The organism is Glycomyces lechevalierae, from assembly GCF_027622945.1.
GTDB classification, from domain to species: domain Bacteria; phylum Actinomycetota; class Actinomycetes; order Mycobacteriales; family Micromonosporaceae; genus Glycomyces; species Glycomyces rutgersensis.
This window is the reverse complement of record NZ_JAPZVQ010000003.1, coordinates 79,159-104,175: the sequence shown is the minus strand read 5'-3', so window position 1 is coordinate 104,175 and position 25,017 is coordinate 79,159. Positions and strand designations below refer to the sequence as shown.

Annotated in this window: 22 protein-coding genes; 4 read left to right on the top strand and 18 right to left on the bottom strand. The window is 70.8% G+C overall.

The window, feature by feature from the left end:
• Positions 1–95 precede the first annotated feature (95 nt).
• The 4 genes from O2L01_RS06845 to O2L01_RS06830 all read right to left on the bottom strand — a co-directional run bounded on the left by O2L01_RS06845 (position 96) and on the right by O2L01_RS06830 (position 4,046).
• On the bottom strand, positions 96–491 hold the full coding sequence (locus O2L01_RS06845) for a type II toxin-antitoxin system VapC family toxin (protein ID WP_270121169.1): 396 nt from the start codon (positions 489–491) through the stop codon (positions 96–98).
• Complete coding sequence (locus tag O2L01_RS06840; RefSeq protein WP_270121168.1) at positions 488–718, bottom strand: FitA-like ribbon-helix-helix domain-containing protein; 231 nt, start codon at positions 716–718, stop codon at positions 488–490. Before O2L01_RS06840 ends, O2L01_RS06845 begins: the two co-directional genes overlap by 4 nt.
• A gap of 67 nt (positions 719–785) precedes the next feature.
• Complete coding sequence (locus O2L01_RS06835) at positions 786–2,501, bottom strand: ABC transporter permease subunit (protein ID WP_270121167.1); 1,716 nt, start codon at positions 2,499–2,501, stop codon at positions 786–788.
• Positions 2,502–2,507: 6 nt separating this feature from the next.
• The gene (locus tag O2L01_RS06830) at positions 2,508–4,046 is read right to left on the bottom strand and encodes an ABC transporter substrate-binding protein (protein WP_270121166.1); all 1,539 of its coding nucleotides are present in this window, start codon (positions 4,044–4,046) and stop codon (positions 2,508–2,510) included.
• Positions 4,047–4,111: 65 nt separating this feature from the next.
• Here O2L01_RS06830 and O2L01_RS06825 point away from each other — a divergent pair, with 65 nt between their 5' ends.
• Positions 4,112–4,702, top strand: coding sequence for a GNAT family N-acetyltransferase (locus O2L01_RS06825; RefSeq protein WP_270121165.1), 591 nt, complete (start codon positions 4,112–4,114; stop codon positions 4,700–4,702).
• A gap of 111 nt (positions 4,703–4,813) precedes the next feature.
• On the opposite strand, the gene O2L01_RS06820 is transcribed toward O2L01_RS06825, so the two are convergent.
• Positions 4,814–5,848: a glycerophosphodiester phosphodiesterase family protein gene (locus O2L01_RS06820; protein WP_270121164.1), complete on the bottom strand. Its 1,035-nt coding sequence runs from the start codon at positions 5,846–5,848 to the stop codon at positions 4,814–4,816.
• A gap of 629 nt (positions 5,849–6,477) precedes the next feature.
• On the opposite strand from O2L01_RS06820, the gene O2L01_RS06815 reads away from it, so the two are divergent.
• Positions 6,478–7,206, top strand: coding sequence for a DUF6270 domain-containing protein (locus O2L01_RS06815; RefSeq protein ID WP_270121163.1), 729 nt, complete (start codon positions 6,478–6,480; stop codon positions 7,204–7,206).
• A 304-nt stretch (positions 7,207–7,510) separates the two neighbouring features.
• Here O2L01_RS06815 and O2L01_RS06810 read toward each other — a convergent pair whose 3' ends face one another.
• The 10 genes from O2L01_RS06810 to O2L01_RS06765 all read right to left on the bottom strand — a co-directional run bounded on the left by O2L01_RS06810 (position 7,511) and on the right by O2L01_RS06765 (position 18,340).
• Positions 7,511–9,325 (bottom strand): ABC transporter ATP-binding protein, encoded by a 1,815-nt coding sequence (locus O2L01_RS06810; RefSeq protein WP_270121162.1) that lies wholly within the window; start codon positions 9,323–9,325, stop codon positions 7,511–7,513.
• Between the two features lie 203 nt (positions 9,326–9,528).
• Complete coding sequence (locus tag O2L01_RS06805; protein WP_270121161.1) at positions 9,529–11,397, bottom strand: CASTOR/POLLUX-related putative ion channel; 1,869 nt, start codon at positions 11,395–11,397, stop codon at positions 9,529–9,531.
• A 263-nt stretch (positions 11,398–11,660) separates the two neighbouring features.
• Positions 11,661–12,122, bottom strand: coding sequence for a hypothetical protein (locus O2L01_RS06800; protein WP_270121160.1), 462 nt, complete (start codon positions 12,120–12,122; stop codon positions 11,661–11,663).
• Positions 12,119–12,616, bottom strand: a complete 498-nt coding sequence (locus O2L01_RS06795) for an RNA polymerase sigma factor (RefSeq protein ID WP_270121159.1) — start codon at positions 12,614–12,616, stop codon at positions 12,119–12,121. Before O2L01_RS06795 ends, O2L01_RS06800 begins: the two co-directional genes overlap by 4 nt.
• Positions 12,613–13,980 (bottom strand): alpha/beta fold hydrolase, encoded by a 1,368-nt coding sequence (locus O2L01_RS06790; protein WP_270121158.1) that lies wholly within the window; start codon positions 13,978–13,980, stop codon positions 12,613–12,615. The genes O2L01_RS06795 and O2L01_RS06790 overlap by 4 nt, the downstream gene beginning before the upstream one ends.
• A gap of 86 nt (positions 13,981–14,066) precedes the next feature.
• Entirely contained in the window at positions 14,067–15,284 is a 1,218-nt protein-coding gene (gene fxlM, locus O2L01_RS06785; protein ID WP_270121157.1) for a methyltransferase, FxLD system, read from the bottom strand.
• Positions 15,285–15,354: 70 nt separating this feature from the next.
• Positions 15,355–16,209 carry a hypothetical protein gene (locus tag O2L01_RS06780; RefSeq protein ID WP_270121156.1) on the bottom strand — a complete coding sequence of 285 codons (855 nt, stop codon included), beginning with the start codon at positions 16,207–16,209 and terminating at the stop codon, positions 15,355–15,357.
• Between the two features lie 238 nt (positions 16,210–16,447).
• Positions 16,448–17,041 carry an RBBP9/YdeN family alpha/beta hydrolase gene (locus O2L01_RS06775; RefSeq protein WP_270121155.1) on the bottom strand — a complete coding sequence of 198 codons (594 nt, stop codon included), beginning with the start codon at positions 17,039–17,041 and terminating at the stop codon, positions 16,448–16,450.
• Positions 17,042–17,165: 124 nt separating this feature from the next.
• Positions 17,166–17,966 carry a hypothetical protein gene (locus O2L01_RS06770; protein WP_270121154.1) on the bottom strand — a complete coding sequence of 267 codons (801 nt, stop codon included), beginning with the start codon at positions 17,964–17,966 and terminating at the stop codon, positions 17,166–17,168.
• Positions 17,966–18,340: a hypothetical protein gene (locus tag O2L01_RS06765; RefSeq protein ID WP_270121153.1), complete on the bottom strand. Its 375-nt coding sequence runs from the start codon at positions 18,338–18,340 to the stop codon at positions 17,966–17,968. Before O2L01_RS06765 ends, O2L01_RS06770 begins: the two co-directional genes overlap by 1 nt.
• Positions 18,341–18,448: 108 nt before the next feature.
• Between O2L01_RS06765 and O2L01_RS06760 the strand changes: the two genes are divergently transcribed.
• Entirely contained in the window at positions 18,449–21,784 is a 3,336-nt protein-coding gene (locus O2L01_RS06760) for a CHAT domain-containing protein (protein ID WP_270121152.1), read from the top strand.
• Between the two features lie 36 nt (positions 21,785–21,820).
• On the opposite strand, the gene O2L01_RS06755 is transcribed toward O2L01_RS06760, so the two are convergent.
• From O2L01_RS06755 to O2L01_RS06745, 3 genes are all read right to left on the bottom strand, one after another.
• The gene (locus tag O2L01_RS06755) at positions 21,821–22,633 is read right to left on the bottom strand and encodes a class I SAM-dependent methyltransferase (protein WP_270121151.1); all 813 of its coding nucleotides are present in this window, start codon (positions 22,631–22,633) and stop codon (positions 21,821–21,823) included.
• Between the two features lie 166 nt (positions 22,634–22,799).
• On the bottom strand, positions 22,800–23,420 hold the full coding sequence (locus O2L01_RS06750; RefSeq protein WP_270121150.1) for a LysE family translocator: 621 nt from the start codon (positions 23,418–23,420) through the stop codon (positions 22,800–22,802).
• A gap of 91 nt (positions 23,421–23,511) precedes the next feature.
• Entirely contained in the window at positions 23,512–24,216 is a 705-nt protein-coding gene (locus tag O2L01_RS06745; RefSeq protein WP_270121149.1) for a YqeB family protein, read from the bottom strand.
• 293 nt (positions 24,217–24,509) lie between these two features.
• Here O2L01_RS06745 and O2L01_RS06740 point away from each other — a divergent pair, with 293 nt between their 5' ends.
• Positions 24,510–24,998, top strand: a complete 489-nt coding sequence (locus O2L01_RS06740; RefSeq protein ID WP_270121148.1) for a hypothetical protein — start codon at positions 24,510–24,512, stop codon at positions 24,996–24,998.
• Positions 24,999–25,017 lie beyond the last annotated feature (19 nt).

Genomic DNA, 25,017 nt, shown 5'->3' with positions numbered 1-25,017 from the left:
CCCCCGGCCCCCGGGGCGCGGCGCCCCCCCCCCCCCCCGCGGCCGGCCCCCCGCCCCCCCCCCCCCCCGGCTCCCCAACATCGCCGAGTCGCTTTCTAGGTCTCGGGAACCGTTATGACGCAATCGGTCCCGGGCGCGTTCGCGAGCCTGCGGTCGAAGGTCCACAGATCGGCCCCGAAGCGCTCCGCGAGCGCGACATAGGCCGCGTCGTAAGAGGTCAGGTTGTGCCGAAGCTCCCAGATCCGAGGCTCGAGCGCCGCCGAGGGCACACGCTCGACGGGAAACTCGTAAAGGTCGAAAAGCGCCAGTGCCGCTCGTTCTTCGGTGATGACCTTTCGCCGACAGTATTTGCGGAGGACGGACATCACCTCGAGGTTGATATGGCTCGGTGCCGCCATTTCGTGCTGCTGGATCGATTTCCGCAGCCGCATGTCCGCTTCGTCGAAGGAGAGCAGCACCGGCGCGAGCACCGAGGCATCGATGACGATCAACGCGACTCCCGGTCCTCGCGGAGCATGGAGACGATCTCATCGCGGTCGAGTTTCGGCCCGCCGCGGTGTTCTACCCTCGCGAGGACTTCGGCGACCGTGGGACGCTGCGCTTCCTGGGTCAGCTTGCGGTGCAGGTATTCCTGAAGCGACATACCCGCCGCCGCCGCCCTGGTCTTCCACACCCGGTGGACTTCGTCGGAAACGTTCTTCACCTGGATGTTCTTCATGGAGCCAGTGTAACTCTCAAGCATGCACAAAGCATATTTTCGATGCGAGGCCAATCCGCGTCTTAGCTCATGTTCGGCGCGTCGGGAGCGAAACCGCCGCCATGACGGCGAGCGTCAGGGCGATCATCGCGGCGGCCGGGGCGAGGGCCGCGAGCGGCGCCCGTTCGAGATACGGGAGCGACCGGGCGAGGCTCGCGCCCCATTCGGGCGAGTCGGGTGCGGCGCCGAGGCCGAGGAAGCCGAGCGAAGCGATGCCCAGGGCCATGCCGGGCAGGCGCAGACCGGCATGGGCCGCAAGGGGCCCGACGACGAGCGGCAGCGTGTGCCTGCGCAGCAGCCACCAGGGCCCGGCGCCGAGGGCAAGGCGCGCTTCGCGGTGTCCCGCGTTGCGGGCCTGGGCGGTGAGTTCGGCGGCGTGGGCGGCGAGCGGCGGCCAGGAGACGGCGACGACCGCGAGGACCGCCCCGAACTGGCCGCGCCCGAGGACCACGACGACGATCATCCCGGCGATCGCGACCGGGAACGAGTTGAACGCCTCCGCGAGCGGATGCGCCAGGCGCGGAACGAAACCGAGGGCCAGCGCGAGCAGGTAGGCGAGGCCGCACGCGAGGAACGCGGCCCCGGCCGTCCACAGCGCGCCCTGCCCGAGGCGGGCGAGCACGTCGCGGCCGAGTTCGTCGGTGCCGAGCCAGGCGGCGGCCGAGGCCGGTTCGAGCCGGGCGCCGGTCGCGATGTCCCCGGATCGCCAGAGGCCGTAGGCGACGGCCAGCAGGAGCGGCACGGCGGTGGCGGCGATCCAGGCGTGGTGGCGGCGGCGTCCGCCGCTGGTGGTGATGGCGCTGGCCGGTGGCGCGACGGGGAGGTCCGCGGCGGGTCCGTCGAGGGCGCTGGCGGCGAGGCGGGCGGTGAGGCCCGCGGTGAAGCCGAAGGCGATGAGGAGTGCCATGCAGGCCTGGAGGACCGGGAGGTCTTGGGCGTCGGCGGCGGCGAGGGCGGCGCGGCCGAGGCCGGGGACGGCGAAGATCGTTTCGACGGCGACGGCCGCGCCGGTGATGGAGACGGCGATGATCGCGAACTGCGGCAGTACAGGCGGGAGGGCGCGGCGCAGGAGGCCGCGGGCGATGCGGGCGCGCGGGTATCCGGCGGTGCGCCATTGGCGGACCCAGTCTTCGGCGGCGACGCGGCCGATGGCGTCGCGGCCGAGCCGGGCGAGGACGCCGCCGCCGGGCAGGCCCATGGCGAGCGCGGGGAGAACGAGGTTGGCGGGTCCGTTGAAGCCGTAGGCGGGGAGGAGTCCGGTCCAGGTGGCGAAGACGGCGACGCCGAGGGTCGCGATGAGGAAGTCGGGGAGGGCGGCGAAGGACGCGACGGCGACGCCGCCGGCGCCCACGGGCCGGCCCTCCGCGGCCCGGAGGAGGGCGGGTGCGCAGGCGGCGGCGGTGACGGCGAAGGTGACGGCGAGCGCGGCGATCATCACCGTGAGGGAGACGCCGAGGGCCGGGAGCACCGAGGCGGCGACGGGTTTCCCACTGGTCCAAGAGGTCCCGAAGTCGCCGCGCGTCAGGCCGGTGAGCCAGTCGCGCAGGAGGGCGAGGGGCCCGGCGTCGAGGCCGAGTTCGTTCCGGATGGCGGCGAGTGCGCCGTCGGTGGCTTCGCGGCCGGGGTAGCGGGCGCGGAGCACGGTGAGGGCCGGGTCGCGGTCGGCGAGCCATGGCAGGAGTCCGATGGCGGCGAGCACGGCCAGGAGGACGGCGGCCCGGGTGAGGATTCCCCGCAGGAGCATCACCGTCTACTCCATGGTGGTTGCGGCGGTGATGATCTCGCGTTCGCGCGGGTCGCTGGTGACGTTCGCGGCGCCGCCCGCGACGCCGGTGACGAGGCGTTCGTGGGCGATGGGGACGACGGCGACGGTGGCGAGCACGACGGCTTCGGCGTCGAGCACGGCGTTCTGGCGGGCCGCGGCGGCGGCGTCGGGGTCCATGCCGCCCTCGACGGAGCCTGCGGAGTCGTGAATTGGCACAGTGGCGGCGGTCGCGATCGCGGCGACGGCGGCGTCGACGGCGGGGTCGGCGAGGCGGGAGGCGTTGAAGCCGCCGTCGCTGGTGAAGTCGGAGTCGAGGTAGGTGTAGGCGTCGCCGGAGTCCTGGACGACGGAGCGGGACATGAGGAACGCGTCGAATGCTCCGGCGAGCATGTCGGGTTCGATGTCGTTGTATTCGCGCACTTCGGTTTCGACGGCGAATCCGGCGGCCTCGAGCTGGGCGGCGATGACGGTGAGCGCTTCGGGGAGCTCGGCGCGGTTGGAGTAGGTGGCGACGCGCAGCGCTTCGCCGGCGGGCGTCCCTGCCTCGGGGAGGGTGTGTTCGCGGTGGTCGGCGGCCCAGGCGAGGGCGGGGCCGAAGAGGCCTTCGGGGGCGTCGGCGCGGCCTTCGTAGATGTCGTCGACGATCGGCGCGGTGTCGATCGCGGCGGCGACGGCGGCGCGGAGCGCGGGGTCGGCGAGGGGGCCGGTCGCGGTGTTGAGGTAGAGGCTGACGGTGCGGCCGGTGGGGGCGTCCTGGAGCTGGGAGGCGTCGAGGTTCGCGATCTGGGCGTAGGGGACGGCTTCGATGACGTGGGCTTCGCCGGAGCGGAGCGCGGCGACGCGAGTGGCAGCGTCGGGCACGTAGTCGGCGCGGTAGCCGGCCATCGCGGCGGGCTCGCCCCAGTGGTCGGCGTTGCGTTCGAGGGTGACGCCGGTGGAGGTGGACTCGGTGATGGTGAAGGGCCCGGAGGCGAATCCGACGGGATCGACCGTGGCTCCCGTGTAGGCGCCGGGGGCGAGGATCGCGAGGTACGGGCTCGAGAGTCGTTGCGGCAGCACGGGGTCCGGGGCGGCGGTGGTGACGCGCAGGGTGCGGTCGCCGGTGGCTTCGGCGGCGAGGCCGACGCCGTCGATGACGCGGGGCACGGACGACGCGCCGGCCGCGGCGTTGAGCGCGGCGGCAGCGGCTGCGGCGTCGAGGGCGGTGCCGTCGTGGAAGCGGACGCCTTCGCGGAGTGTGAGGTCCCAGGCGGTGTCCTCGGTCTGGGTCCAGTCGAGGGCGAGCTTCGCGACCGGGAGGCCGTTGTCGTCGAGGCCGAGGAGGGTTTCGGCGACGGCCCAGCGGGCGAGGAGGAACGCGTCCTCGGACAGCGGCGAGAGGCCCGCGGCGGGGGTGAGGGCGGTGGCGAAGACGAGTGTGCCGGATTCGCTTGCGGTGGAGGAGAAGCAGCCGGTGGTGGCGAGGAGGCCGCCGAGTCCGAGGGGTGCGGCGGCGGTGATGAGGTGGCGCCGGGAGAGCGGCATGGAGTGGGCCTCGTCTCTTGTTGCGAAGGGTTTCCTATTGCAAATTGGATGCAATAATGGCACACATGTCAGATATCGCGGTGGCACGAGGAACCAGAGGTGTATCGGGTTACGTTCTGCGTCAGGCGGAACCGGAGGACCTGCCGGGCGCGCGGTCGGTGATGCTCGACACCGTCCACCGGGACTTCGGGCACGGCTACCTGCCGCGATGGCACTCCGACATCATCGATCTCGAGTCGTACTACCTTGCGCCCGAGGACAACGCGCTGTTCGTCGCGGTCCGGGACGGCGTCGTCGCCGCGACGGCCGGCGTGCGCGGCCAGACCCCGGTCTCGCCGCCGCACCCGATCGAGGTCGCGAGCCGCTTCGAGGAGGGACGCACGGCGACCCTCTACCGCGTGTACGTGCGGCCCAAGCACCGCCGCCAGGGGCTCGCGGGCGCGCTGGTCGACACGTGCCTGGCGTTCATCGCCGGGCGCGACCGCTACAGCGGCGTGTACCTCCACACGGACGCGCGCACCCCCGGCGCGGTCGAGTTCTGGTCTAAGCGCGGCGAGGTCCTGTTCGACGAACGGACCTCCCCCGACCGCATGAGCACCGAGACCCGCGACGAGCCGTTCCAGACCGTCCACTTCAGCCTCGACATCCCGCGCTGACCACCGGCTCACTGCTCGTGAACAAGACGAAGGGCCGCCCCGGCGGCAGGGCGGCCCTTCGTCTTCTTCTGGTGCGAATCCTGGATTCTCGGCGGCGATGCCGCCCCCGGTCTAGCAGTCGCGGGCCGCGATCGCCAGGTCCGGGAAGTCGCTGAAGACCGCGTCCACGCCGAGGTCGTAGAACAGCTCGAACTCGGCCTCGATGTCGCCCCACGCGGCCGGGTCGGAGCCCGAGCGCAGGTTGGCCGGCAGGAACGAGTTCTCGGCGCGGAAGGTCCAGACGTGCACGTCCAGGCCGCGGTCGTGCGCGCGCTCGACGATGTCCGTCGGCTCCGAGATCGAGCCGTCCGCCGCGCGCGGGAAGATGCGGTTCTTGTTGAGGCTCACCGTGTCCAGCGTCTCGGCGTACTCGTCGAGGGTCGCGTCCGGGATCTCGCCCTGGCCGTCGATGTTCAGACCGATCGGGTTGTCGACGCGCTCGGCGATGTTGAGCAGGCTCTGGTACTCGAACGACTGGATCCACACCGGCGAGCGCTTCCGGTCGAGCTTGCGCTCCTCCAGGAGGTCCGCGAGCGCGTCCTCGATGCTCATGCCCTTGTCCTCGTAGTAGGACGGGTGCTTCATCTCCGGGTAGGTGATCACCTTGCGGTCCAAGGTGTCCACGTAGTCGAGGACCTCGTCGTAGGTGACGAGCGCGAACTCCCCGTCGTGCTCGGCGCTGCCGGGCCGCAGGGCGGGCAGGCGCTCCTCGGCGCGGAGGGTCTTGAGCTCGGCGAGGGTGAAGTCGTCCGCGAAGAAGCCGGTGACGGGCTTGCCGTCGATGAGCTTGGTGGTCTTGCGGTCCGCGAACTCGGGGTGCGCGGCGACGTCCGTGGTCTCGTCGAGGACCGGCTCGTGGCGGGCGAGCAGTTCGCCGTCCTTGGTGAGCACGAGGTCGGGCTCGATGACGTCCGCGCCCATCTCGACGGCGAGGGCGTAGGCCTCGAGCGTGTGCTCGGGCAGGTAGCCGCTGGCGCCGCGGTGCGCGATGACGAGGGGCTCGTCGTGGTGGGGCTTGGCGACGGCCGGGGAGGCGGCGAGGCCGGCGAGGGCTCCGGCGGCGGTCAGCACGGCCGCACCGCGCACGAGCACGCTCTTGAGGGACATGAAGGTCCTTTCGTGGGGAAGGCGAGGCCTTGCGGCACCGGACGCCATCGGGGATGGGCCTTCAGTCAAGCGGCCGCGGTCGTCACCCGTTCGGCGCGAACGTGAACGACGCCTGAACGATGTCAGAAATCCGCCGCCCCCCGCGGCCGACACGCCGCCGCGAGCACCTCCGCAAGCAGCGCTTCGCCGCGCCCGTTCAGGAGGCCGTCGCTTCGGCGGTGGTGGCCACCCCGGCATACACCACCATGACCATCGGTACGGTCACCGAGGCGACGGCCTCCCGGTCGGTCCCTTCGGGTCCGATCCGGCACCGGCGGTCGCGAATCCGCAGGTATCGGTTTCTAGATCGGAACTCCTGTCGGGAAGCGGGAGAGGCTGTACCTCCCCCAAACGATCCATATATCGATAGGAACCGTTTTCTAAGACATCTTGGCGCATCCGCGCCCCGACGTCAAGCATCGATGCCCTCGAATGCCTCAGGTTGCGTCGAGGCGGGCGGGAGGTTGCGCGCGGATTGACGCCGGAGAAACACCGGGAAAGGGCCGGGCCGCGGCTTCCGGACGGCCCCTTAGTCCTGCATACTGGCCCCTTTACGTGCCTTTGTCGCCACTGGATCGGAGCATCCTCCAATGGAGCAACTTCCCCCGACCTACTCCCTGATCGGCTGCTGCGTCACCCGGGACGCCGCCGACCTCGGCCGCGACCCGCTGCCCCGCCCGGTCCACTTCGTCTCGCGCACGCGCATCCAGAGCCTCGTCTCGACGCCGAGCCCGATCGAGGCCGAGGACATCAAACTCGACTCGGCGTTCCAGCGACGCACCATCGTCGAAGACCACCACAAGACGGCGCTCGACCCGCTCGCCGGGATCGACCACCCGATCGTGATCGACCTGATCGACGAGCGCTGGCCGCTCGTCGACACCGGCTCCGGCCTGGTGACCTCGACGATCTACTTCCGCAACGCGGGCCTGGACAAGCAGCCGGGGGTGCGCCCGGCGATCAACGACGTCGAACTCGCCGCCGACGGGCCGTTCGCCTTGGCCACCAAGGAGTTCGCGGCCCGGCTCCCGAAGGTGCCGGTGCTGATCCACCGCGCGTTCTGGGCCTCGCACGACATCGCGGGCGAGCCGGTGAGCGACCTGCGGGTGACCCGGCGGAACAACAACTGGCTCGAGCACGCCTACGCGCTTCTCGAAGCGGCCCTGGGCGACCGCGCCCTCCCGCCGGTCGAGGTCGACGCGAGCGCCCGCATCGCCGACCCCGGCCACCGCTGGGGCCCGGGCCCGTACCACTACATCGACGAGTACTACACCGAGCTCTCGGACCAGGTCCGCAAGGCCTTGGCGAACGCCGGCTAGGAAAGCCGCCTACCAGGCAAAACGCCTCCGGGCAGCCCCCCGCCCTCCCAGGGGGGCGACCCCAGGCCAAGTCTCTCGCCGGGGTCCGACAAGAAACCCCCGTTCTTACCGTCGTAAGGAAAAGTGTCACCCGAAAGAGGTCGCCGCGGCATCTCTGGACGCCGGCTCCGGTTCGGCCACCGTGCGCCTTCGACCGCCCGTCGGAGGCGCGCACGACTCAGGCGGCCGCGTGCTGACGCGACCGCCTGAGCGTGGCCTTTGAGCCGCGTGTGCGTACGCGGGCCGCCGAAAGGCGCGGCTTTCGCTATGCGGCCGTGAGCAGTTGCGAGGCCGCCAGGTCGCGATACAGGTCGTCGTTCTCGACCAGTTCGGAGTGCGTGCCGACCGCACGCACCAGGCCGGCGTCGAAGACGACGATCTGGTCGGCACTCGTCACCGTCGAAAGACGGTGGGCCACAACGAGAACGTTCGTGCGCTCGGCCGCGTCGAGCATGACCTGCTTGAGCGCTGCCTCGTTCGCCGCGTCGAGCTGCGAGGTCGCCTCGTCGAGCAGCAGCAGGCGCGGCTTGCGCAGCAGCGCCCGCGCGATCGCCACGCGCTGGCGCTCGCCGCCCGAGAGCGTCGTGCCCCGGTAGCCGATGCGCGAGTCGAGCCCGTCCGGCAGCTTGCCGACCAGCTCGGTGAGGCGCGCGACCTCCACGACCTCGTCCAGCTCGGCGTCCGTCGCATCCGGCGCGGCCATCACCAGGTTCTCGCGGAGCGTGCCGTCGAGGACCGGCGCGTCCTGCTCGACATAGCCGATCAGGCCGCGCAGTTCGTCGAGCGGCCAGTCCACCACGTCGACCCCGTCGACCTTCACCGAACCGCTGGTCGCCGGATAGAACCGCTCGATGAGCGAGAACACCGTGGTCTTGCCGGCGCCAGAAGGCCCGACCAGCGCGGTGAGCCCGCGCCCGCTCGACGCGAACGACACTCCATGATGGACGTATGGCAGGTCCTCGGCGTACCGGAAGGTCACGTCCTCGAACACCACCTGCGCGGGCCCCGAAGTCACCGGGATGCGCACGGCCTCAGGGAGGTTGCCCTCCGAGGAGGAGTCCTCCGCCTCGAGGTTCTCGATCTCCTCGATGCGGTGGATCGCGGCCAGGCCGGTCTGCAGCTGCGAAAGCGACGCGACGAGGCCGTTGACCGGGCCCATCAGGTAGAACAGCAGCAGCAGGAAGCCGATCAGCGTGCCGACCTCCATCGCCCCGGAGGCGACGCGCGCGCCGCCCACGCCGAGGACCATGAGGAACGCGATGTTCACCGGCAGGAACGCGACGACCCCCGCCAGCGCCTCCCAGAAGGAGGCCTTGACGCCCGTGTCGCGGGCGGTGGTGGCCGCGCCGTTGAGGCGGCCGATCTCGTAGTCCTCGGCGCCGGAGGCCTTCACGGTGCGGAAGGCGCTGAAGGTCCGCTCGAGGAGCGAGCCCATGTTGCCGAGGGCCTGCTGCGAGGCGACGGTGGCCTTCTGGATGCGCGGCATGATGAACAGCATCGTGACCGTGATGAAGACGACCATGGCCATGGTGGTGCCGAAGAGGGTGAGGTCGAGCCAGGCCATGAGGGCGATGCCGCCGATGATCATGAAGGCGTCGGTGACGCCGCCGATGACGGTGGTGCTGGCGACGGTGCGCAGGAGGTTGGTGTCGGAGCTGAGCCGGGAGACGAGGTCGCCGGGTTTGAGGCGGTCGACTTCGGCGACTTCGAGGCGCACGAGGCGGTCGATGAGTTGTTTGCGCACGGTGAAGACGACGTCTTGGCCGGCGATCTGCATGAAGTAGGGGCCGAGGGCGCCGAGGGCGCCGCCGATGAGGACGACCGCGGCGAGGTAGAGCAGCGGTCGGGTGAGGGATTCGTTCGCGGAGAGGGTGTCGATGACGTCCATCGCGATGAGCGGTTGGACGAGGCCGACGAGTCCTCCGGCGAAGGAGAGGGCGCCGCCGATGATGAGGAGGCGCAGGTGGTGGCGGGCGTAGGCCCAGAGCCGGGTCATGGGTGCTTTGGATGGCGGCGCTGGGGCCGCTTCCGGTTCGGAGGCGGTGGCCGCTTCCGGTTCGGGTGTGGTGGTGTCGGTCATGTGTTTCGGTTTCCTCCGCTGGGTGCTGCGGTCTCCATCGAAGTTACCCGCGGGGTGTGACGCTGCCATCGGCCGATGGTCGGGAACGTCCTACGACCAAAGTCGTACGCCGGTCGGGTGAGGGAACCTGAGGGTTCCGCTCGGCCCGGCCGGCGTGCGTTCGGTCGTCGTTCGGTTCGTGCGTTCAGCCGTGGTTGGTTCGTTCAGTCTTCGGCGAGGACGATGATCTTGTCGCCTGGTTGGAGCATGAACTGCATGCCTTTGTCGGGGTTGAGGTGGACGCCGTAGCCGGGGGCCTGCTTGGCGAGGGCGGCGACGCGGTAGCCGATGGCGCATTCGCCGCGGCGGCGGGCGGATTCGGCGACGGTGTAGAAGTTGACCGGCACGCCGGGGCGCACGTAGTGCTCGGCGGGTTTGAGGTAGATCTCGGAGCCGTCGGGGCTGAAGAGCTGCCCGAAGACCTGGGAGAGGTGGGGGTTCTCGGCGGTCTGGGTGAGCAGGAGGCTGATGAGCTTGTCGCTGACGATGAAGTCGTCGGCCTGCGTGACCTGGGCGAGGGTGCGGTTGCGGTCGTCGGCCATCTCGGAGACGACTTTGAAGCGGCTGTTGGAGCGTTGGGCCATGTCGCGCAGGTGGAGCAGGGTGACGAGGGTCTTGGAGTCGGCGAGCTGCGGGGCGACGTCGTCGGAGCACAGCGCGATGATGTGGTTGTAGGAGCCGGGGTTGAGGGATTCGAGGAGGAGCCGGTCGGTGGTGTCGTCCTCTTTGAAGTTGAGGCCTTGGACGCGCATGGTGGGGCCGATCTTGCGGATGGCCTCGGGGGCGTCGGGGTGGTCGGTGACGACGTCGGTGACGGAGCCGGGGGCGACGTACTGGTCGAGCTGTTCGAGGATCGTGCGGGACATGGCGTTCCAGCCGAGGATGAGGGTGCGTTCGGGCCGGTTGGCGTCTTCGGCGCGGGCGACGATGACGCCTTCGTCGATGACGGGGCGGGAGCCGTCGAGCTGGATCGCGGAGTCGTCGGCGGCGATGAGGATGAGCTTGTCGCCGGGTTGGAGCGAGGCGGAGGAGGGCGGGTTGATGATGCAGCGGCCCTCTTTGGTGAGCACGCCGATGAACGAGGACGTGCGGTAGGAGTGGAGGGCTTGGCTGAGGGGGCGGCCGAAGAGGCCGGGTTCTTCGACCATGTAGATCTCGTCGCCGCCGAAGTCGAGGAGGTCGGTGTAGACGACGGAGAGGCCGGATTGGCGGCAGGTCTGGACCATGAGGCGGGCCATGAGGTCGTTGGCGTCGACGATGTGGGCGGCGCGGCCGCCGGCGAGGCGGGCGGCGGGGAGGTTGCGGCCTTGGGTGACGGCGCCGACGACGTGGCATTTGATGCCGTTGCCGCCCTGGGTGACGGCGAGGAGTGAGCGCACGAGTTGGGCGTCGGGGTCGTCTTCGGCGGAGGTGAGGAGGATGACGCTCTTGGCCTGGCCGGGGTTGACGAGGGCGATGCTGTCGGGGTCGGCGGGGTCGCCGGTGCGGCAGACGACGTGGGTGGATTTGAGGTCAGTGATCTTGGTGCGGATCTCGTCCTCCATCTCGACTTTGTCGCGGTCGGCGAGGATGGCGATGACGGCGCGTTTCTCGCTTTCGTTGGCCTCCACCAATTCCGAGATGACGATGAAGACCTGGTCGGACCATCCGAGAATGACGGTGTGATCTTTCTCAACGACGAGGGAGCGGCCTTTTCGGAGGTCTTCGAGTTTCGCGTCGAGACCGGTGGTCAGCACACCGACGAGTGACGAGAGGATGACGAGGCCGCCGATGGTGGTGACGAACATGACGACCATTCCGGGGCCGCCGGCGTCGTCGCCGGTGATGGTCCCGGCGTCGAGGATGTGGATGAACGACTTCCACAGTGTACCGCCGAAGCCGTCTCCCTCCCTTACGACGGCGAGGAACAGCGCGCCAATCGCGGTGAGCGCCAACGTGATTACGGTCAGCCAACCGATCAGCGCTTTCGTGCCCTTCGACATGGTGTTGTCGAACCAATAGCGTGCCCGCTGTTTGAACGTGGGATCGGACATCGGGAGCGTCCTTTCTGGGAACGGCTTTCGACCGGCCGACTCGGGGCGGAGGCGAGTGGGGCCGGGAGTGTTTTTCCGGGGCGTCAGCCACTATTACTGCATTGCGTCCACTGCGAACGGTCGCAGTGGGGCTACGCGGGGTCACCCGGATCCGAGGTGCGCCAGGGGGTGGGCGCGCTGTCGCCGGGCGACGACGCTTCCCACCCTAGTTCGAATCGTTGGGCGGATGTGCCGAGGGTGACCGGACGCCGCGGGCCGGGGGCTCAGCCTTGCATGCGGCGCTGCAGGAGCCGCAGTGACCGCCTCCCGGACTGCTTGACGCCCAACGGGATCAGTGCCGCGCGGCCGGGGACGCGGACGCCGCCGGTGAACGCCACCCGGGTGCGTTCGGGCCCGTCGGGGGCGGCGGCGACGCCGATGAGCAGGAACCGGCTCTGCAGCCAGCACCAGCCGGGCCGGAGGGTCCCGCGCAGCCGCGCGCGCATCCCGTACCGGCTGACGGCGAGCGCTTCGAGGCGGCCGTTCTCGTTGCTGAGCACGGTGAACCGCCGCATGTCCGGCTCGACGTCGCCGAAGCCCTTCTCGAGGTCGGCGAGGTGCGCCCAGACGCGCGCGTAGGGGGCGTCGACGACGCCTTCGGTGACGCTGGCGCCCCGGACCCCGGCGGCCAGGGCGTGGAGGCGGGCGACGGCGTCGGGTTCGGCCACGGGCCAGTGCTGGTTCACGCGGACCACACCTTCTGGAAGGATCGCCGGGCCCGGTGGAGCCTGGACTTGACGGTGCCCACTTCGATGGCGAGGAGTGCGGCGGCCTCGGTTTCGCTGTAGCCCTCTTGGTCGCGGAGGACGAGGATGGCGCGGTGCTCGGGCGAGAGCCGCCGCAGCACGTCGGCGATGTCGGTCTCGAGCTGGGGGTCGCCGGCCTGCGGGAGGTCGGCGAGTTCGGCGGGGACGGTGCGGCGGTCGTTGGCGATGCGCACGGCTTCGCGCACGGCGATGGTGCGCGCCCAGGCGAGGAGGGCTTCGGGGGCGCGGAGGTGCTTGAGGGACTTGAAGATCACGATGAGGGCTTCTTGGGCGGCGTCGGGGCCGTGGCCGAGGGCGATGGGCGCGCAGATGCGGCCGACGTAGGGCGCGAGGGCGTCGAGGAGGTCGTTCATGGCGAGGGTGTCGCCCCGCTGGGCCTGGCGGACCAGCGGGGCGAGCTCGTCGGGGTTCACGCGAGGAATCCTGACATGAGGGTGTCGACCTGGTCGGGGCAGTCGATGGTGAGGGCGTGCCCGCAGCCGTCGAGGATCTCGAGGCGGGCGTCGGGCAGGCGGGTCGCGAAGACCTCGGCGTCGGCGATGGGGACGACGGTGTCCGCGGTGCCCCAGACGAGGAGCACGGGTTGGCGGGTGGCGGGCATGGCCGCTTCGGTCGAGTACCAGTCGAGGCCGCGTTCGTAGAGGTAGGTGGAGCGGAGGTTCACGGTGCGGGTGTTGGGTTTCCAGAACGCGTCGATGAGCGCGTCGGTGACGACCTCGTCGTGTTCGACGATGCCGAGCAGGGATGCCTCGGCGGCGTCTCGTCCTGAGTAGACATTGGTGAGGAGTTCGCCGGCGACGGGCGGTTTGAGGGCTTCCCAGGCGGCGGGGTCGGGCCGGTCGGCGCCGCTGGGGGCGAGGAGGACGAGCCGGTCGACGCGGTCGGGGTGGGCCTGGGCGTAGGCGAGGGCCCAGCCGCCGCTCCAGGAGTACCCGGCGAGGGCGACGGTGTCGAGGTCCTGGGAGTCCAGGAACGCGTCGATCGCCTCCGCTACGGCTTCGAGGGTGTAGTCGAAGTCCTGGTGGAGTTCGGTGAAGCCTTGGCCGGGGAGGTCGACGGCATAGACGGTGTGCTCGGCGGCGAGGGTGTGCGCCTGCTCCTGCCAGGCGAAGAGCCAGGACGCGCCGGGCGAGAGGAGGACGACGGGGCTGCCGTCGCCTTCGCGGGTGTAGTGGAAGCGGGCGAGATCGGTGTCGGCGTAGCGGGAGTCGACGCCCGCCTCCGCGGGGTCGTAGGGCGCTTCCGTTGGGGCCCAGGCGTAGGCGCCGGCGAGGAGCGCGGCGATCGCGATGAGCGGCGCGGCCAGGGCGAGTTTCCCGCGCAGGCGCAGCGGTTTCGCGCCGTGCCGCGAGACGGCGAACACGGCGGCAGCCATGGCGAGGCACAACGGGGTGTAGAGCAGCAGGTTGAGCCAGTAGTAGGCGGGATAGTCGGGCGGCGTGCCGATGCCGAGGCACCACACGAGGCCGGCCATGGCACGGAAGGACAGGAAGGCGAGGAACGCGAGGGTCCCGGCCTGGAGGAGCGGGTAGAGCCGGTGGTCGCGGGTGACGCGGGCCCGGGCGTGGATCAGGGCGAGCGTGGCGAGGGCGATGCCGGCGAGCGTGAGCAGGAGCCGGGGCGCGAACGACACTTCGGCGCCGAGGAGCGCGTAGGAGAGCGTGCGGACTTCGCTTGCGGGCCAGGTGCTTCCGGTGGCCCAGAGGAGGTGGAACGCGGCGTCTGCGGCGAGGGCGGCTACGACGGCGTACGCGAGCCGGGTGGGGCGGGAGGTCAAGGTCTGCTCCTTCCGAACGGAATGGTTCGTCGGGAGAGAAGAGGAACGCCGGAGGTGGAACGTTCCCTGCAGTGGCGACGGCCACGTCAGAGGTAGTCGTCGGGGGCGACCTCGATGGCGAGGCGCGTGTGGCGCTTCGGGACGGTGAACCGCGGCTCGGACTCGGGGCCGGTGCCCTTGCGGTAGGCGGTGATCTGGAGGCTCACACCGTCGCGGCACTCGCGGTCCCACACGCGCACTTCCTCGGCGACGCGCGCGGCGAGCGCCGGACCGTTCGGGCCGTGGCCGCGCACGCCGATCTCGTTGCCGCCGCCGGTCTTGCGGCACACCAGGTACGCGAAGTCCTCGCCCTCCACCACGGCCGGGTTGGCCCAGCGCAGCAGCAGCCGCTGCAGGCCGTGGTCGCCGAAGGGCGCGCTCATCCGCCCGTACCCGGCGAACGCGCAGGCCAGCCACAGGGAGAGCTGCGTGGCGTCGTCGTTCACCTTGAGCTGCACCGGAGTCCAGACGGTGGTGCCGCGCCCGTCGAGCACGCCGCGCACGCCGTCGGCCTCGACCTCCTGCTCCACATGGAAGGTCATGATGCGGCCCTCGGAGAGCTCGACGGCCTGGCCCTCCTGGCTGCCGAGGCCTCGCATGGGCATGAAGCCGCAGCTCACGATCGAGCGGCTGCGCATCACGCCGTCCGCGTAGTCGAAGGCCACCGAGTGCTCGCAGCCGCGGATGCTCAGGGGCGCAACGAGTCTGCCGCCCTCGGCCAACTGGTCCCACCAGGCCGGGGGCAGGTCCCAGGTGCCGACGGTCGCGATGATCCGGTCGTACGGCGCGCCGTCGATGAAGCCGAGCTCGCCGTCGCCCTCCACGACCCGCACCCGTTCGGACCCGACCTCCTCGAGCGCCCGGCGGGCCCTTCCGGCCGTCTCCGCATCGATGTCCACAGTGGTCACCGCGCCGCCGGGGCCGACGAGCGCGTCGAGCAGCGCCGCGTTGTAGCCGGTGCCCGCCCCGATCTCGAGCACGCGATGCCCGGGCCGCACGTCGAGCTGCTCCAGCATCTCGGCCACGATCGACGGCTGCGAGGCGGAGCTGACGGCCTCGCCGTCGCTGTTGCGCTTGGTGACGTACACGTCGTCGGCGTAGGCGATGCGCAGCGGCGCCTCGGGCACGAAGCGGTGGCGGGGCACGGCGAGCATCGCCGTCTCGACCGCCTCGCTCCGGATCACGCCGCGCGACCGCAGGCCGCCCACGAGACGGGTGCGCAACTGGTGCGCCTCGTTACCCGAAGTATCGGTGTGATCACCCACGCTTTCCAGCGTACGTCCGATGTGCCATGTTCGCCTCCCCCAGTTCCAGCGATTGGAACGGTTCAACCGGTCATTCCCGCTCGCCGCACCGCACGTCGAGCATGCTCCACAGCGCCTCGCGCCGGTCGTCCGCCACGTTGAGCGGCACCGCGACCGGCTCGCCGCCGTCGATCGCCACCCACACGGTGAACCCGAACGGGTGCTTCGCGTCCCCCACCGCATGGCCGTCGCACCGGACCACGTCGAACAGCAGCGTCACCGTCACGCCCCCGCCCTCCGGCACCGACTCGCCGGCCAGGACTTCGAACAGGACGCTCCCGCGCACGTCGGTCACGTCCAGCGCCGCCTCCCCCAGCGGCGTCACGCTCAACCTCCCTTCGAGGGTGCCGTCCGCGGCGGCGGTCAACTCCCCCAGCTCGATGCGGGCCGATTCGGCGACGGCCTGCGCCGCGCAGGCCTCCCGCACCAGTCGGTCAAGTGTGCCGTTCGGGTACGACAATTCCAGTTCCACCAGGTGCACGGCCTGGTCCTCGGTCGCGACATGGAGGACCACGGCGGCCGGGTCGGCCTTCGACGCGGTGCCGTCCGGGCAGGTCGCCTCGCCGAACTTCGTGATCAGGTCGCGGGCGTTCGTGCTCGGCGGGACCTCGGTGTCGAATTCCTGGACGCCCAAGGGCGCGAACGAATCCGTGAGCAGTTCGACCCCGGTCACGCGCACCGGCGCGTCACCGTGGTTCGTGACCGCGATCGCGACCTGCCCCGGCTTCATGAACATGCGCCGCAGTTCAGCCGTGGCGGTCAGCTCGGGCGGGTCGGAGGTGAAGGCGGGCGCGTCGCCGCGCGGGCCCGCGAGACTCCCGGCCAGCGCCGCCGAACCGGCGACCAGCACGAAGACGCCCACGATGACGATCCGAACCCAGCGCATGAGCCCTCCCGGAGAGCCGATCCGAAGGCCCGCAGGGGAACGCGAGGAGCGAACGGGCCCGATCCGATCCAGTCTGGCACTGGTCGCGGCCCGTGTGAAGGGCTTGGTCCCGGTGGCGCCGTTCGGGGGAGCCGTTTCGGTGCCCCCGGGGTCGGGTGTGTCGGCGCGCGGCGCCCCGATACCAAGGGTGCCTCCCGGGTACGACAATGCGTCTCGACCGGGTTCGCCCGAGCCCGCGTCACCGGTTGGGGGTCAGGCGTTCCGACTCGTCGAGGCACCAGGCGAGCGCCGAAGGCCAGCGCCCGTAGCCGTCGCCGATCGCGAGGTGGCCGCCGCCGGGGATCACGTCGACCTCGCAGCCGAGCGGTCGGCCGTAGTGCTCGGCGGCGTTCTCGACGCAGTACGGGTCGTCGTCGGAGCAGACCAGCCGCGCCGGTCCCTTCGCGAGCCGCAGGCCCGCGAGGTCGAGGCCCGTGGTGGTGAACCCGGCGATGACGTCCCAGTCGAACGCCTTCGGTCCGGGCGGACTCACGAGGAGCACCCGGTCGGCCGAGTGCGGGTTCGAGGAGGCGGCGTCGGCCGCCGCGAGGTGCATCCACGCGACGCTCGCGAGGCTGTGGCAGACCACGACCTTCTCGCCGCGCATGAGCGCCAGCTCCGAGCGGATCGCGTCGGTCCAGTCCGCGAGCTTCGGCCGGTCGGTCTCGGGCAGTTGCGGGTAGAAGACCTGCTCGCCGCGCTCGCGCAGATCCATGGCGAGCTCGTGCTGCCAGTGCCCTTCGGGCCTGCGGTTCTCCACGCCGTGGAGGATGAGCATGCTGCGGTTCCACATGCCATCGGAGAATAGCGGGGGCACGTCACGGCCACAAGCGAAGTCTCGACATCCGGCGCCGGACACGGCCCCAGGTGAGATTGGCACTCCCGCGCCACCGGCTCTGTCGCATCCGGTGCTCGCTTCACGTGTGCTTGGTGATCAGGACATTGATTTGGGGCCCTTCCGCCCTGGTGACGCGACCGTCGTCCAGCTCGACTCCGAGGCTCGCCGCGAGGTCGCGCTGATGGAGGTCGACCGTCGATTCGATCAGCGTCGCGAGCACGGAGGCGCTCGCCAGCGACCGCCGATAGCCGACGGTGAGGCCGAGGCCCGCGAGCAGCGCGGCAGGCCACCACCAGACCGTCAACGGCAGCACGAGGAGCGCCCAGGCGGTGAGCACGGTGTCCGCCCGGTACCTGTCACTGGCGCGGGCCAGCAGCTCGCGAGTGTCCGGACCGGCGAGGATCAGCAGCCGTGGCCACACGTCCGGGAGCGAGAGCCCGTACTGGGCGTCGACCTTCTCACCGGCAGTCCGGAACCGGTCACCGATCGGCGTGAGCCGTTGGGGCGCATAGCGTTCCGGCACGTCTTCGTGGCGCGCCCTCCAGGCTTCCCCGCGGCGTGCGAGCCATCGTTTCGGCGCACGGCGCCCGCTCCACACGCGTCCCACGACCTCGGTCGCCACGGTCGAGGCGGCGATGCCGATCGCGGTGGCGGCGAGCAGCGCCAGGCCGATGTCGACGGCAAGGGCGAGCGGCACGGCCTGGGCCGACGCCGCCCAGCGGTCGATCACGGCGGCGACCCGTGTCGGCTCGAACGGGTGGGCGTGCCCGCTGGAGACGGCCCAGCAGGAGAGCGCGATGTACAACAGGCCAGGCAGTGTGAGCCTCGCGGCCACGCGTTCGGTGAGCCTGGTCCCGAGCACCGCCAGCATCTCGCCCATCAGGCGTCCTTGAGCGCGAACCGCATCGGGCGGCCCGCGAGGGCGCAGCGCGGCTCCGCACCGGACTGCGGGTGCACGCTGCCGCGGTTGGTGCACGCCCGAGCGAGTGGACAGCGGTATTCCCCTTTGACGGGTACCCGGTCGATGAGCGGCGTGAGGTCCACGGGCGCGCCGCGATCGGGCCCGCTCGCACCCAGTGGCGGCAGCCCGTGCCGGGCCTGCGCGTCGGCGAACGAGCCGCCGGCCCTGAGGTCCGCCACTACGGCGTCGAGCACGTCACGCCAGTCGTCAAGGTCCGCCGCCGCCTCGAACTCGGGAAGCTCTCGGCACAGCCTCGCCGTCTGTGCCGCTTGGGAGTCTGCATGCTCGGTCATTTGGCCTGGCCCGCTCCGTCTCGTCGAGGGTCGCACACAGGCGAGAACCACTCGCAATGGTCGAATCCACCTAGACTAGTACGTGAACCCGAGCCGAAGGGTCCGCACATGAGCGCATCCGAGCGATTCCAGCGTTTCCTTTTGAAGACCGCGTCCGCGCTCGATCCCGAGTTCGGGGCGATGGTCAAGGGAAACCAGCTCCTTCTCCGCGTGATGCACACGAAAGACTATGCGGCCATGGACGAGGCGATCGACTGCCTTCGCCGCGCGCTCGCCGGGACCTCCATCACCGGCGACGACCGCAGCACTACGCTCACCTCGCTCGCCACCGCCCTGATGATGCGGTTCGAGCGCACCCGCGACAACGCCGATCGCGACGGCGCCATCGACGCCGAGCGCCAGTCCCTCGCCATGCGCCCGCCCGGTCATCCCAAGCGGCACTCCAGCCTGGCCAACCTCGCCGGGATGCTGACCCAGCGGTACATGTTCGGCGGCGATCCCGCCGACATCGACGCCGCGATCGAATGCGGCAGTGAAGCGGTCGAACTCGTGCCGGAGGGCGACGAGAACCGTGCGACGGCGTTCGCGAACCTCGGCTCCGCCTACCGGTACCGGTTCGAACGCCAAGGCGACCCCAGCGACATCAGGGCCGCCGTCGAAGCCGCCGAGACGGCCGTCGAGTACTCCGTGGCGGGCGATCCGCGCGCCGTCACCCGCCGCTCCGACCTCAGCAGTGTGCTGGTCGCCAAGGTCCGAGCGGTCGGCGGCACCCGGGACCTCGACCGGGCCGTCGACCACGCGGCCGCCGCGGTGCTGGGGACCTCCTCGGAGAGTCCTTACCTGGCAACGGTGCTCACGAACTACGGCGTGGCGCTCCGGGCCCGTTTCGACTTCGTCGGCGAATCCTCCGACCTCGATACGGCGATCAAGGTCTCGGCCGCGGCCGTGGAGGCGACGCCCGAGCGGCACGTCAAACGCCCCGACCGGCTCACGAGCCTCGCACTCGCACTGCGCGCGAGGTTCGAATACCACGGCGGGGACGCCGACCTCGACGCGGCCATCGACGCGCTTCGCGCCGCCACACTCGGCACTGAGCACTCCAGAGCGACCGCGACGAGGCTCCAGAATCTCGGCTCCGTACTGCGAACCCGGTTCGCGCGCACCGGGGACCGCAGCGATCTCGACGCCGCCGTAGGCTTCCTGCAACAGGCCCTCGACGCGCTGGGCCCCGACGACCCCGCCCGCACCCGCGTACTCTCCAACCTCGGCATCACCCTCCTCACCCGGTCGGCGAGGTTCGGCGCCCCCGAAGACCTCGACGCCGCGGTGGACCTGGGCAGGCGCTCCATTGAGGCCACGCCCGACGGCGACCCGTACCTCGCCATGCGCCTGCTCAACACGGCCAGCTCGCTGATCAGCCGATACGAGAGGGCCGACGCCCCCTCCGACATCGACGAGGCGATCGACCTCGCCCGGCGTGCCGTCACGGCGACACCCGACGGCCATCCCCGCCTCGCAGCGGCATGGAACCTCCTCAGCGCCTCCCTCCAATACCGGTACAAGACCCGATTCGATCCCGACGATCTCCGCGAAGCGGTCGCCGCCTCCTCCCACGCCGTGGCGAAGAGCGCACCCGACGAGTTCAACCGAGCGCCCCGCCTCGCCTCACTCGCCGCCGCGCTGATGCTCCGGTACGAACTCGAGCAACGGATCGAACTCGTCGACGCCGCGATCGCAGCCCTGCAAGAAGGACTCGCCGTCAAAGGCGCCGCCACCACCGACCGCATCGACATCACCAAGAACCTGGCGCACACGACGATCGCCCGAGCCGAAGCTTCAGGTGCGGCTCCGAAGCGGGCCCCGGCGTTCGGCCTCCCCCACTACGAGAAGGCGATCGAGCAACTGGCCACCCTGTCTCGACGCGGACTCGCCCATGAAGACCACCAGCACCGACTGGAAGCCCACGCGGCGGCACTCGGGCGCGACGCGACCGCCGCCGCCATCGCCTCCGGCGACCTCGAGAAGGCCGTACGCCTCTCAGAGCAGGGCCGATCCGTCTGGTGGAGCGGCGTTCTCGACCTCCGGGCCGACCTCACGGAGCTGCGGACCGCCCATCCCGCGCTGGCGGCCGAACTCGAACGATGCCGCGCGATCCTCGACCGGCCTTCGATGTCGGCGTTCACCATCGAGTTCGAATCGACCGCCGAGGCACCCGACCGCGCCGCGACACTCGACGCGGGCGAACGATACGACGAGCTCGTAGGCCGGATCCGCGCTCTGGAACCGACCGAGGCGTTCCCGCACCCGGTCCGGTTCCTGCTCGGACCGTCGCCGGCAGACGCCTCCGATGTGGACCTCGGGGGGCCGGTGATCCTGGTCAACGTCAGCGGCTGGCGTTGCGACGCGCTCGCGATCACGGGCGGGACGATCGAGCATGTCGAACTCTCGATCACGCTCCGCGAGGCGGAGGAGAAGACGCTCCGCTATCTGGAGGCGTTGGGCCGCTACTCGAACGGCGATCCCGACGGTCGGTTCCTCCTGGAGATGGCGACCCGCCCGGTCCTCGAGTGGATGTGGAAGGGCATCGCCGAACCGGTCCTCAAGCGACTCGGCCTCCTCGGCGAACCCGGGGCCGAGCCGCCCCGCGTCTGGTGGTGCCCGACGGGACCGCTCTCGCTGCTGCCGCTTCACGCGGCCGCGACCCGCAAAGGCGACGGCGGCGCGGTGATGGACCAGGTGGTCTCCTCGTACACGCCGACCCTTCGCGCTCTCGCAGAAGCCCGCTCCAAGCCCGTGGACCAGTCACCGAGCCGCATGCTCGTCGCGACGATCGCCCGCACGCCCATCGGAAGCGCCTCAAGTGAACAGGCGACCTCCCGCGCCGACCTGGCGGGGGCCGCGGCCGAGCGGAGCCTGCTCGCGGAACTCTTCGACGAGGACCGCCTCACCCTGCTCGGCGACGAGCGGGCCACAAGGGAGGCGATGCTCACCGAACTGGGGCGCCACCGATGGGCTCACTTCGCCTGCCACGGCGTACAGAACCTCGCCGAACCCGGCCGAGGCGGCCTCGTCCCCTTCGACTGGGAGCACAGCGGCCTCATCACGGTCGCCGACCTGAGCAGCACCTCCGCCGGAGCAGGAGAGTTCGCGTTCCTCTCCGCCTGCCAGACCGCCACCGGGGGCGTCACGGGCTTCGACGAGGCGGTCAACCTGTCTGCCGCCCTGCACTATTCGGGTTGGCGACACGTGATCGGGACGCTCTGGACCGTCTACGACGACTCGGCGAGCCAGGTCGCGGACGACCTCTACCGAACCTTGGTCAAGGACGACGCCATCGACTCGGCCGAGACCGCCCGGGCACTGCACGATGCGATGCTGCGGATTCGGAAGGAGCACCCGAACGACACCGCCGCCTGGGCCCGATTCATCCACTCGGGACCGTAGCCGGGCGCCCGGATCGCTCCGGGCGCCCCGCGTCTCCTACGCCGGGATCGTCGCGATCGTCAGGAGGTGGTTGCTCGCGCCGAGGAGTGAAGGCTCGGCTTCGATGACCCGCAGGCCCTCCATCAGGTGTTCGCGCGCCGCTTCGTCGTCGATGAGCTTCTCGAGATCCGGCACGTAGCCGGGGAAGCCCTGCACCGCGTACTGCGCCGCGCCGGGAAGCCCCGCGTCGGCGAACTCGCTCGCGACCTCGCCGGGGTGGTGCAGGTAGGCGGTGGTGAACATGTCCTGCTCGAAGTGGCGCAGGTCGCCTTCGCGGAGGATGCGCATGCTGTCCTCGGCGTTCAGGCCCCGGTCGATGCCGTGGGACATCGACAGCAGCCAGTCGTTCCAGCCCGCGCTGCGGTTGATGGTCGCCGCCGCGACGATCCCGCCCGGCCTCGCGCAGCGCCGCGCCTCCGCGACGGCCCGCACGCGCTGCTCGCGGTCGGTCAGGTGGTAGAGCGGCCCCATCAGCAGGACGGCGTCGAAACTGGCGTCGTCCCAAGGGAGTTCGCGCGCGTCGCCGACCACGGCCGTGACGCCGGGCAGCGCGCCCGCGATCTCGACCTGGCTCGCCACCGGGTCGATCAAGGTCACCCGGTGGCCGTCCTCCGCGAGCCACTTCGCGTGGATCCCGGTCGCGCCGCCCACGTCGAGCAGGTCGAGGTGCTTACCGGGAAGCTTGCGGCGCAACACGTCCTGCGTGCGGGCGAACTCCAGGCGGCCGCGCGCGTTGCGCGTCAGGCGCTCGCGCTCCCCGCCGCGCTCGTAGTACGACTCGATCTCAGGTTCGAGTTCCCAGGTGCTCATGGCGATCATTCTGCGCGAATGGCAGGGAAACCGCTATCGAGTTACGTGCGGAGACGGCGGCCGGTCTGCCGTCCCGCCGTACTCCCGCAAGTGCGACGGGTCGGCCGGCTGGCCGCCGCGCTGTAATCTCACCGCATCGCCCGCGCGCCCCGCGCGCGGGGCCCGGTCAGTTGGCGGCGACCCGCAGACCGAGGCCGACCATGACCGCTCCGGTGACGCCGTTGAGCCAGGCGCGTACCCGCGGCCGTTCGAGCACCGCGCGGAACAGGTTGATCAGGTTCGCGAGTCCGATGTAGAACAATCCGCAGACCGCCATCCCGACGACCGCCAGCTCCCCGATGAGCACGGCCTGTGAGCCGCCCCCGACGAGGAACTGCGGCATGAGCGCGGTGAAGAGCACGACCGCCTTCGGATTGAGCAGGTTGCACAGCAGCCCCGACCGGAACGCCGCCCAGTGGCTCATCGGCCGGTCGAGTTCGACCTCCGCGACGGGCCGCCGCCGCTCCTTGACCGCCGCCCGGATCGACCGCACCCCCAGGTAGACCAGGTAGACGGCGCCCGCGAGCTTGACGACCGTGAACGCCAGCGCCGAAGCCGCGAGGAGCGCGGCCAGCCCGATCGAGGTCGCGACGACCCACACGAGGATGCCGAGCCCGATGCCCGTCGCCGTCCACATCCCGCTCACCCGCCCGGAGAGCACGGTGTTGCGCACGACCATCGCGAAGTCGGGTCCGGGCACGATGGCGGCGAGCAGGATCGCCAGGCCGAAGAGCAGCGGCGCGGTCATGGTTCCCCCTGTGGTCGGGTGCGTTCGCATCCATCCTCCGCGCCGGGGACGCGTGCCGCATCCGCACGGTGACGGGGTTCGGTGACCGGGTTCAGGCGGGGTCGGCGAGCCGCCAGTACTGCTTCTTGTCCTTGTCGTGGACGACGACGCCGAGGGCGTCGAGCTCGTCGAGGAGTTCGCGCAGGTCGCCGGTGTTGGACTTCTCGAGTGCGTGCTGGCGGGCTTTGAGCACGGCGTTGGCGCCCTGCGGGAGGCCGTCCGCGCCGGGGACCCAGCGTTTGAACTCGGCGGCGTACGGGTCGCCGTCGGGCAGCCAGCCGTAGCCGTGCCGGCGGAGGGCGGCGGCGAGGCGGTCGCGGTCGAGGTCGAATTCGACGTTGGCGAGTTCGCGGCGGCGGGGGCCGAGGACGACGATCCGCTTGTCCTGCACGAAGACGCCGGTGACGTCGGCGCGGTGGATCTCGCGCTCGTAGTCGCCGCGTTCGAGGCCGATGGCGTCGCGGCCGACGGTGACGGTGAGCATCTCGTGGAGGACGAGGAACGCGACGACGAGGCCGAGGACCACGCCGGCCGCGAGCCCGACGACGAGCTGCAGGGTCGGCGAGAGGTCGGTGAACAGCTCGAACAGGCCTTGGAACGGGAACCAGGAGAGCCCGACGATCCATTCGACGATGAAGGTGAGCCCCCACCCGAGGGCGGCCCCGGCGAGCGGCAGCCCGATGAGGAAGGCCGGGCCGACCCAGGGGGCGTCCGCGACGGTGGTGGTGTCGCCGGTGCGGGTGCTGTCGGTGGGCATGGGGTCGCCGCCTTTCCGTTCGATGCGAGCGCCTTCACTGTATCCACGCCTTATTACCTGCGCGAATGTTCGGTTCGAGATCCAGCCCAAGGGATGAGGGATCTGGCGCGGATCGATACCGAAGGCGCGCGGGGCGGGCCCGGGGCGATACGAAAGTATCGGCGATCCGACACCGCCGTACGGCCGTGAAGGGGCGAAAACGCCGCAGAGGGGCTGCGGCGCGACTAGCGTCCAGATCGTTCGATCCGGAACGCGGCCATGGCAGTGGCCGCGCGCGAGAAAGGCCCGGAGCCGTGCCGCACCGCCGCCCTGCAACGCTCGTCGCCGCCGCGGCGGCGCTCCTGCTCTGCACCACCGCCACCGCCTCGGTCGCCGCCTCCACCGGGGCGACCGCCGATTTCGTGGATCTCGTTCTGGCCGAAGGCGGGAGCCGCTGCGAGGCCGACCGCGTCCAGGTCGGGGCCGCGCCGCCGGCGACCGTGGCGATCGACGCCGACAAGGTCGACTTCGACTGCCGCGGCGACACTTCCTTCAAGTTCGGCGGGGACGCCGCGTTCGCGTTCGACGACGCGAAGGGCACCGCGACGGCCGAGGATGTGCGCATCGCGGCCAGGAAGTTCGGGGTGACCTGCACGTACGAGGCGTCGCGGGTGACGCTCGAACGCGACGGCGCGACCCGGGAGTACCGGGGCGGGCCGATCGGCGCGAAGAAGGTCGGCGGCTCGTTCCTGTGCCCCGGCTCGGTGAACCTCGACTCGGCCGAGGTCGTCTTCCACCAGTGACGCAACGGGAAAGGGCCGG